A 6,667-nucleotide genomic window follows, 5' to 3' on the forward strand; every position below is an offset into this window, starting at 1 on the left:
ACGACTTTTTGCAGAAAGATGACAAAACCGCTTCGCCCCCTTCCCCTCTTTATATACGGAGGCGAACAGGTTCGGCGTGACGACGAGCTTCTTCTGTCGCGTCTGGCCCGTTCGGCATCGTCGTTGCTCGGTGACGTTCACCCGGGGACTACCGGGTCTCCTGGGGAATCTGTCCGAGCCGCTGCAGTGCCAGGTCGTAGTCGAACTCTTTGATCGCCGAGGCCAGCTCCCGCAGGGTGGATACCTCCTCGCGGTCCAGGTAGAGGCTACAGAGTTGGCCGATGACCTCCTCGGCGCGGGTATCACTGCGCAGCAGCAGTTCCCGCAACTGGCGCATCAGCGCTAGCACCTGGCCTGGCTCGGCGTCGCCCTCCGCTGACTCGCCCCCGGTATCGGCGAGGAAGCTCGGTCGACTGGTAGTCGCGCATCGGCGCCGGTCCCAGGAGGATGGTGTAGCTGCGACCGGCTTCGTTGAAGTCGAGCAGGCGCTCGATGATGGTGTCGCCATCGACGCTCTTCAGGGTACGGACCCGGCCACCTTCGCTGAGGGTACTCTGCGGGATGAACGGCAGCCAGTCGGGCAGCGCGTCGAAACCGCCGATCAGTTGCCAGACCTTGTCGGCGTCGGTGTGAAGGTCGATGAATGCAGTGGCCTTGGCCATGATGAGTGCTCCTGGGGCATTCGCCCTGGCCCGACCTTCACCGAAGGCGTGGCGAACCTGGTGGCCAACGCCGTACGCCAGTCCGGCCGCCCCCCGCGCGAGGAAGCGGATGCCTTCGTGCGCCGCGAACGCCCCAGCTCGATCATCCAGCGCGTGGTCGAAGTCGACGAAGTGGCGGCCCTGGTGACCTACGTCGCTTCGCCCTACTCCTCCGCTACCACTGGCGCCGCGCTGCGACTGGATGGGGGCCTGGTAGTAGATAGCCTGGCGATCTGAATCGCTACCACGATGAACCAAGCCCCTGCCTTCTGGCCGGGGCTTAGGGGTTATAAGGCATCAACAAATTGTGGGTTGTGAAGCGCACTGAGGTTATCGGCGATCAGCCGAATGGCGTCTCGGCCGTCTTGGCCTGGTTGAACTCGGTATTGAAGTGATCCGTGAAGTTCTTGCCCTGGGCATAACTCTTTGCCAGCGCGGCGTTCTGCTTGAGCAGTTCGGCGCTGGGTTTGGCCCATTGTGCGGCAGGCAACGGGCGGGACCATTCTTCCACGCTGGCGGGCATGGATTTCATGCTGTAGCGGTGATCCCACTCAGCCACCCAGTAGGGGAACTTCCACCAGGTCACCACATTGGCCAGGTAGAACCAGAACACCTTGAGCGCCGAGACATAGCCATCGCGATAGTCCTGATGCAGATCGGCGCGCAACTGGTCGAAGGTGGCGCGGCTTTCATAGGGCGCCACGCCGGGGCAATGCTCCGGGCCCTTCTCCATGAAGCAGCGGATGGCCTCCCACTTGCCCAACGCGTGGGCAGGCGTGAGCACGCCGTGGGTGAGGAAGTGCACGCGATCGGTGACGGGATTGTCCACCGCCAGGCCAAAGGTGTAGGTCGACATCACCGCCGCGCCGGTATAGCCGGTACTGACCGACATCCAGGCCACCAGGTCTTCCCAAGGCTGGATGATCGGTATGTCGGAGCCTTCGGGCAGGTAGCAGACTTCGCGCCGCTGGCGGTTGAAGCGCAGGGGGCGGACGCGGGCTTTTTTGCGAGTACTGCTGATGATGACATAGGAGCCAATGGCAATGGCAGATCCCCCCCCGAACAAGCTGACGGCAACCTGTAATGGCAGTATGGAGATTAGATTCTCTATAAAGGGTTTTGGATAGGTATCGAAGAGGTAAACGAACCACATACATAAGGGAAGCAATAACCAAAACCCAATCAGTAACGACATCCCCCCCCAAACCATCAGCTGAGTCTGAAAAGCCTTGTTGTAATTGCTTACCCCAACATCAAGATAAACCTCGTTCACTGCCAAGAAGTGACCAGAAAAGTCCATTGGCGCAGCTCCTGTCGAAGCTGGAAGCGGTGAGAAAAACAGGGCTTCACCGGTAGGGAAACAGCGCAATTCGCCTGCCCGCGGGCGTCGGCTTTTCAGGTCCAGCTCGTCGGTCCGTACTGGGGTGGGCGTTTTTTTCTTGAACATGGATTATCCGGGCAACATGGTGTCATCAGGCAGGTGCAGGCGGTCGAGAGTAACAGGCAGTGGCATGGCATTGGGATTGCGCACCCGCAAGAGTTTGACACGGTTAAAGGGTTTACCGTCTTGCACGTTGAGGGTGAGGATCTCGAGATGAACTTCCTGTCGACTGGTTTCACCAGGAGCCAGCGGCGCATGGAGGGTCAGAGCCAATCCGTGCTGAGCGTTGGTTTCCAAAGCAAACAGCTCCAGACCAAGGCTGAGCGGCTCATCGGGGCTACTTAACAAACTCAACTGATAGAGCAAGGGATCGGTCCAAGGCTCCCAGTCATTGCGCGCAGCATCAGTGCACCAATAGGCAGTCAAACTCAGTCCGCTGTCGTCCAGCTCCCGTGCGGTGATTGATGGGATGACCAGTTGCGCATATGGCTTGCCGCCCAGTTTTGCTAGGCGAGCCTGAGGCGAGCCAGTAATCAGAGCCAAGCGCAGGCGCTCATTGCGCAAGCTGTTACCTGCATGTTCCCGCCCCCAAGCGCAGTGCAGTAACCAACGATCCAATTCCGAAAGAGTGTTACGGTTGTACAACCACTCTCCACCCAACTGCAATGCAGTCAAACCTAGGCCAATCAAATTGGCCCGAGCGGCGATACTCAGCAACCGAGCTGAACTGGCCGCCCAAGCGAGAGATCGGGCCTGTGTTGAGTCGGTGAGAACCTGAAAAATGATTCCACCTGTGCGGACGGTAGCCCAGCCATTCAAGGCGATCTGGCCGGAGTCTCCAGCCAATTGCAGACTAGAGCTGGCGAGTTGCCCGGTATTGCCATTGCGCAATGCCTCTAACCAGCGACCACCAGCCCCATACAAGCTAATACCGTTGCTAACGAAACTGAAGAAATAGGCTGCAATACCCAACCCGCCAGTCAACTTACCTAAAGATGCTGCGGATTTAACTTTGCCGGCAACGCTAGTGTAATTGTTAAGCGCGGCCCCGAGGCTCGTGATAGCAATCCCTTGTAATGCCGCAGATACGCCGCCGACCATGCTGGAGAAGGCATTACCTAATGCGACCTTGTCCGCAGACGACGTATCCGTTTTACGCAAAAATTCAGAGGTTACCGTCACAAAACTCCAGACTTGCATCACCGCTACCGCCGAGGCGAACAAATCGCCCCCAACCGACTTGAACACCTCACCACCCACTCCCTTGAAGGGCCGCTTGAGGCGGAAGTCCTCGCTCATGCGCTGGAATTCGGCGACCTGAGCGCTGTTCAGGCCCTTTACCCGCATGCCCACCTTCCCCGGCCCCTCACCGACCGGGCTGTAATGCAGCGCTACGCGAGCTTCCAATGCGACCAAGGGTTGTTGCAGAGCGGCACGCTGGGCCACCAACGTGCGGTGACTGCCCTTGGGTGCCCGGCCAGTCCGTTCACGTCCCAGTGCCTGGCGTATTTGCTTCTTCAGCTCACGACGTTGCCGCTTCAGGTCCAGCAGGGCATCGAGATCGGTACTAAAGGTGCGTACCTGATTCGGTGAGGCGAATTCCAATGTCACTCCACCCTGCCCCACGGTCCGTAGCAGTCCGAGCCAGCTGCTACGCGGCAAATGCCGAAGCACCTGAGCCGGGTCCAGCGGCTTGCCCGCCTGCAGGGCGCGCATGGCTTCGTCCATCGCGTTGGCCAGGCGCAATTGGCGAGCGGGCTCGTAGGCAGTACCGCGGACCTGGTCGAGGGTGATGCGATCCGGGCTCATCTCGAATGCGTGCGGAAGCTGCGTACTCAGGAGGCTGTTGCACTTCACAGCAGTCTCGTTCAGCCCCTGGTAGTCCTTATTGCGCATCAGGGTATCGCGGGCGGCTTTCACCATGCCCGCCAGTTTGCCCTGGACATCCACCTGGTCCGCATGGCTGAGGGTAAAGAAGGTCGGCACGCTGAAGCCTGGTTGCTCATCCAACAGCTTGGCAATGGCTTCACTGGCCTTGTCGGTACGGCAGATATCGCGAAGACAGGCGTACTCGGTCGCCAGCGCCGCCTCCATCTGATTGCCGTAGCTGGGGTCGAAATACCAGGCAGCGCGGTGGAAACGTTCGGCGGTCACCAAGGCAACACGATCGTCGGTGATGAGGTCCAGGCTTGCGTTCCAGCGCTGCAGGTTGGCGGCTTGCCGTTTGACGTAGGCTTCCATCGCCGGACGGTCGACCAGGTCATCGATGCCCCGCTGCCCCAGCTTGGCGCCATCCAGCGCATCGTCGGTGTTGTCGTCGAGGCTTTCGATCAGGTCCGCGTATTTCTTGTAGAGACTTTCGCCCAGGCTCTGGCGCATACGCATTCTGGCGGCGGCAATGGCGCCACTGTGAGTACCAGTCCCCTTCCAGTCGGTTTGATGCTTGGTGTTGATGTAGTCGCCGATGCTTTGCCGCTGCACCTCGTCGGTATCGCGCTCGAGTGCGGCAAAGCGGGGGTCCTGCCGCGCCGCCTGAAGGATGCCGTCGCCAGTCACGGTGTAGAGCGACTGGATATAGCTGCCGATGATGTAGCGTTTCTGCGCCTCTTCATCGTTGCTCCAGTTGTGAATCCAGCCGGTGATCAGCTCCTGGTGCTGGGCCAGGTCGCGCAGTACGCCGAGGTCGTCACGCACCACCAGATAAAGGTGATCATGCTGGTATTGCGGCTTCAGTTGCTTCTCCAGTTCGCCAAACTGCGTCCTGCGAAACAAGGCTTCCTGCTCCCAGAGGTAATCCTTGCTTTCCTCCGGCAGCGCGCCCACTGGCGGCTTTACCTTGCTGGGCTGCTCCGCAACCTCTGCCAGCCAAGCTGCTGCTTGCTGGTTCGTGAGCAGGCTGGCGCCACCTTTCTCGCAGTCAACGCCCAGTAAATCCACCGCTTGCATGAAGTACTGTCGCTCTTTCGAGCTTTGCAGCACCTGCCGGCATTTGGCAGCGGTCCACTGCACCTCCGAATACCCTACGTACAGCTTGTCAGCCCGGGAAAATACCAGGCTTGCCTCTCCAACGCTGCTTTCACGCTTATTCGCCGCGAGCTCGGACTTGTTCCACAGCAGTTGAGTGATCACGCCCTTCGACACGCGGTACTCGTGCAGTATCGGCTTCGGCTTCTTGTCGGCGACGACGTAGAGCCAACCGTCGCGCATCAGTCGAATGCCGAGAGGACGCGACTTCAACTGGAAAGGCATGGCCATCTGAGCAGAGGGATCGAGGCGCTCCACGACGCCGTAGCGCAACGGCAGCAGTTGCACCTTGAGATTCATCAGCGGGCAGACACCCACTACCGATTTGGCATCCACCCGGCTCTTGCTGACCTGGTTGGGGTTCTGGCTGGGCAGAGTCATCCTTGCCTCCCGGATAAGCTGGCAGCACGCTCCATCGCTCGATGAGCCGCCGTTTCGAGCCGCTGGCTCGGATTCTGGTTGGCGGTTTCTGCCAGAAGCTCTCGGATGTCGGGGTGATCATCCAGAGCCTGGGGTCCCAGGAAACCGTGAATGTTGGCGTACAGGGTGATGTCATGAGGCGAGCAGAAACCCGACTCGTAGGCCGCCGATGTCAATGAGTTCAGATGAAGCCAACGCTCGGATCGGGGCAGGCCGGCCGTATAGCCGGGAAAGAACTGTCGCATGTGCTCATCGAGTTCCTTGACCGTTGCGCGAAAGCTAACCTCTTCCAGGCTGGCGATCTGGGCGTCGCCAAGCTGATAGGGGACTCGGGGTGGGGGCACCGAGGTCCAGGGGCCTGGTCGGCGATGCAGGTGCCAGCAATCGCTTCGTTCGTCAGGTATGACCAGAGTGCTGCACGGACCGAACCAGTCTGGATCGCGATTGCGCTCAGCGACACCGGCCAATGCGTGGGCCACGGCCGGATCGGCCAATCGCAGTAGCGCTTCTTCCCCGGTTGGATGACGAACACTGGCAAGCCAGCTCATCCGGGCGGTTAGCGAGGGCCAATCGAGGTCGCTAAAAATGAGATATCCCCACTCCTGCGGGGCGTTATTCAGGAAGCGAAGCAGAATGGGGTCGTCAGGGCCCCTCAAGCGAATGAGACATGGAGACAGATCGATAAGATCTTTCCAGCGAGTGTGCATATATAACGGCCACACCGTGGGCGAACTCGACCACTCATATAGCTTTGGCAACAACGACTCGACAGTTACCCCGTCGAGCAACAGTGCCGCCACCTGCCCCCAGGGCAGATTCGCAGGTAACGACGGGAACATCGCAGTGTCATGCGGACTCACTCGCAGCCTCCTGCTTTGCCGCCTCACAGATCGCGCAGAGCGGTTTCTTCTGCATCAGGGCCTGGCGCTGCGCCGGCAACAGGATCTCGCCCGGTTTATCCGCATCAGCTTGCCGTAACGGCCCCGGTAACAAAGGCTCCGCCGGCGTTCCCGTCCCAGGGCTACCGCCACTGTTCATCTTCACCGTGGCACCGCTGAGCGTGATGCCGCCGGCATCCAGCTTGACGAAGCTGCCACCGGCCTTGAGCGTCAGTTCGCTGCCCGCTTCCATCACCACTTTC

The 6,667-nt window shown here is 60.0% G+C and carries 5 protein-coding genes and 2 pseudogenes; 1 reads left to right on the top strand and 6 read right to left on the bottom strand.

Translation table 11 applies throughout. The annotated features are described in order from the left end of the window. Positions 1-148: 148 nt before the first annotated feature. Together ACYCAX_RS26440 and ACYCAX_RS26445 are read right to left on the bottom strand one after the other, a co-directional pair. Positions 149-337, bottom strand: coding sequence for a hypothetical protein (locus ACYCAX_RS26440; RefSeq protein WP_460249202.1), 189 nt, complete (start codon positions 335-337; stop codon positions 149-151). Next, the gene (locus ACYCAX_RS26445; RefSeq protein ID WP_460249203.1) at positions 303-662 is read right to left on the bottom strand and encodes an SRPBCC family protein; all 360 of its coding nucleotides are present in this window, start codon (positions 660-662) and stop codon (positions 303-305) included. The genes ACYCAX_RS26440 and ACYCAX_RS26445 overlap by 35 nt, the downstream gene beginning before the upstream one ends. Here ACYCAX_RS26445 and ACYCAX_RS26450 point away from each other — a divergent pair. Beyond that, positions 615-938 (top strand): annotated as a pseudogene (locus ACYCAX_RS26450) (SDR family oxidoreductase); the annotation flags it as partial. The gene ACYCAX_RS26445 and the pseudogene ACYCAX_RS26450 overlap by 48 nt on opposite strands. A 103-nt stretch (positions 939-1,041) precedes the next feature. Here the strand turns inward: ACYCAX_RS26450 and ACYCAX_RS26455 are convergent. From ACYCAX_RS26455 to ACYCAX_RS26470, 4 genes and pseudogenes are all read right to left on the bottom strand, one after another. Continuing rightward, positions 1,042-2,148: a DUF6708 domain-containing protein gene (locus ACYCAX_RS26455; protein WP_460249204.1), complete on the bottom strand. Its 1,107-nt coding sequence runs from the start codon at positions 2,146-2,148 to the stop codon at positions 1,042-1,044. A 3-nt stretch (positions 2,149-2,151) separates the two neighbouring features. Further along, the gene (locus tag ACYCAX_RS26460; RefSeq protein ID WP_460249205.1) at positions 2,152-5,487 is read right to left on the bottom strand and encodes a toxin VasX; all 3,336 of its coding nucleotides are present in this window, start codon (positions 5,485-5,487) and stop codon (positions 2,152-2,154) included. Beyond that, on the bottom strand, positions 5,484-6,386 hold the full coding sequence (locus tag ACYCAX_RS26465; protein WP_460249206.1) for a DUF4123 domain-containing protein: 903 nt from the start codon (positions 6,384-6,386) through the stop codon (positions 5,484-5,486). Before ACYCAX_RS26465 ends, ACYCAX_RS26460 begins: the two co-directional genes overlap by 4 nt. Continuing rightward, positions 6,373-6,667 (bottom strand): annotated as a pseudogene (locus tag ACYCAX_RS26470) (type VI secretion system tip protein VgrG); the annotation flags it as partial. The pseudogene ACYCAX_RS26470 and the gene ACYCAX_RS26465, both read right to left, overlap by 14 nt.

The organism is Pseudomonas sp. MT3 (assembly GCF_054720805.1).